This is a genomic window from Nostocoides sp. (assembly GCF_035343835.1).
Classification (GTDB): domain Bacteria; phylum Actinomycetota; class Actinomycetes; order Actinomycetales; family Dermatophilaceae; genus Nostocoides_A; species Nostocoides_A vanveenii.
In genome coordinates this window covers 9,379-11,692 of sequence record NZ_DAOQZV010000088.1, presented here as the reverse complement: position 1 = coordinate 11,692, position 2,314 = coordinate 9,379, and the positions used below count along the sequence as shown (strand labels likewise).

Below are 2,314 nucleotides of genomic sequence, written 5' to 3'. Positions count from 1 at the left end.
GGTAGCCGCCGCTGCGGCGACGCCCGTCGTAGCGGCGCGACGGGCGCGTCGGCGTCGAGTGCTCGTGGTCATTGAGAACTTCCTCCCTGGTCGTCATTGAGACAACGGCAACACTAGGCTGTAGCACTGACAACCGCCCATGGACGGCGGCCGCATGGCCGGCCGCCGACGAAAGGCCGCCGAGGATGAGCATCCGCTTTCGCCAGTACGGCGAGCCGCGTCCCTTCGCCTTCATCGCGACGGGGGCCGTGCTCGGCATCGTCGTGGGGGTGCTCATCTACCTGCTCAACCCCGACAACGGCGATTACAGTGCGCGGACCGCGTTCGGCTATCTGGCCGTGTTCTGCGGGCTGCTCGGGGGTCTGCTCGGCGGGGTCGTTGCCTCGGTGTTGTCCTACCGGCGCTAGGACACCCCACGAAGTTTGCCCACGCAGATCGTCGGCGAAGGGGTGCCAGGGGCGAGAGCCGGGATGCGGCATACCGGGCGGTCCGAGGTGGCGGTCGGCAACGGCATAAAGGCGTGGCGTACGTGACGTGCCCATCGCCGGGGGTTGTCGGTGCCAGAGCCTTAGATTAGGCACGCGACATCTCCCAGCACCGTCGATCGGAGCAGTAATGACACAGGACGCGTCCGACGGGCGCTCGGACGGCGAGGGCCGTTGGAGCGCACGCGAGCATGCGCACGACGGCGAGGCCGTCGGTGTGGAACGGGTGGCGACGTGGGCCGAAGAGACACGGCGCTATCGCCGCAGCCCCGGCGGCTGGTGGTGGCTGGCACTATTACTCGTGCCGGCGATCCTGGCGGCGCTCGGCTCGGCGATAGGGGGCGAATCGGGCGGCGCCAAGGCGGCCGGGAGCACAAGTTCGCTGACCTCGGCCGCGCCGACGTCGGGCACGACATCGTCCTCGACCTCGAACTCGCCGTCGTCCACATCGTCCGGCACCGCCCCTTCGGGCGGCAGCGCCGCGGGTGACGTCTCTAGCGGCGTCTTTTCCATCTCCCGCTCCGGCGACGAGGTGACCGTCGCCGCCGATGTGCCCGACGAGGCGGGGCGGACTGCCCTGTTGGATGCCGTCAAGGCTACGGTCGGGGGAGCGAAGATCGTCGACCACGTCAACGTCGTGCCGGGCGCGACGGCCGCATCCACGGTCGCCGTCTCCAGCGCCCTGGGCTCCTTGACCAACGCGGGGGACTTCGGCCTGGCCTGGGATCTGAAGTCCCTCACCGCGGTCGGCAATGTGGACTCGGAGGACGCCAAGAAGTCGATCGGCGCGGCGCTCGGAGCGGCCTGGCCGGATGTCCGCGTCCAGAACGACGTCGTCGTCGGCACTGATGCCGCCGCCGTGTGTTCTAACCTCGGCGGCCAGATCACGGTCGCGTTGGCGAGCACCAAGATCACCTTCGAGCGCGGGTCGACGGATGTGAAGTCGACGTCGACCGGCGTGATCAAGGAGGTCGCGAGCCTGCTCGCAGCCTGCAAGGACGCCAAGGTCACGGTGACGGGATACACGGACTCTTCCGGCAGCAAGGCCGAGAACCTGGCACTGAGCAAGGGACGCGCGACGTCGGTCGGCAAGATCTTGACGTCGAACGGTGTCTCGTCCGACCGCATCACGATCAAGGGTCTCGCGGACGCCGACCCGGTTGCGAATGACAATGCGCCCGGTGGCCGCGAGGCCAACCGACGCGTCGAGATCACGGTGAACTGAGGAGCCATGGAATTCGTCACTGCTTGGCTGTGGTACTTACTTGCCTTCGCCCTTGGGGCCTTGGTCGCGTGGCTGGTCGCCCGGGCGACCATCGAGGCCACGAATGGAAATGAAGCGTTCGCGGATGTTCCGGAGACGCGCGCGATCGGAGGCCGGGAATGAAGTGGTGGCTGTTTGTCCTGGCGTTCCTGCTGGGCGCGTTGATCACCTGGATCTATATGGTGCGCCGCACGACGCGCGAGGTGCGCATCGTGCAGGAGCGGCCGATCCTGGCGAAGGCTGACGACGGTAGCGACGCGAGTGCGGGTCTCGCTGGCGCCGGAGCGGTCGAGGCCGGAGCGGTAGCCTCCGGCGCGGCGGCGGCCGGTGCCGCGACCGCATCCGCGGATGCCGACACCGCGGTGGACCTGGAGCCGGCCGTTTCGGCGGCTGTGCCGGCCGCGGATGTCGTTGTCGACGAGGTGACCCTCGTCCGGCCCCATGCCGACCTCGACACGACCGTGCCCCGCACCGACGCGGCCGTTGATCTGAATGCCGATGGTGGCCTGGACCTCGACGGCGGTGACGGTCTGGATGCTGGGCTGGATCTGGATGCTGGGCTGGA

The 2,314-nt window shown here is 68.5% G+C and carries 3 protein-coding genes; all 3 read left to right on the top strand.

The features are described 5' to 3' along the window. Positions 1–185 precede the first annotated feature (185 nt). Entirely contained in the window at positions 186–407 is a 222-nt protein-coding gene (locus PKH97_RS08145) for a hypothetical protein (RefSeq protein ID WP_324386908.1), read from the top strand. Positions 408–615: 208 nt separating this feature from the next. After that, the gene (locus PKH97_RS08140; protein WP_324386907.1) at positions 616–1,710 is read left to right on the top strand and encodes an OmpA family protein; all 1,095 of its coding nucleotides are present in this window, start codon (positions 616–618) and stop codon (positions 1,708–1,710) included. A gap of 158 nt (positions 1,711–1,868) precedes the next feature. Continuing rightward, positions 1,869–2,314 (top strand): hypothetical protein (locus PKH97_RS08135; RefSeq protein ID WP_324386906.1); only part of this gene is annotated, 446 nt, incomplete at its 3' end.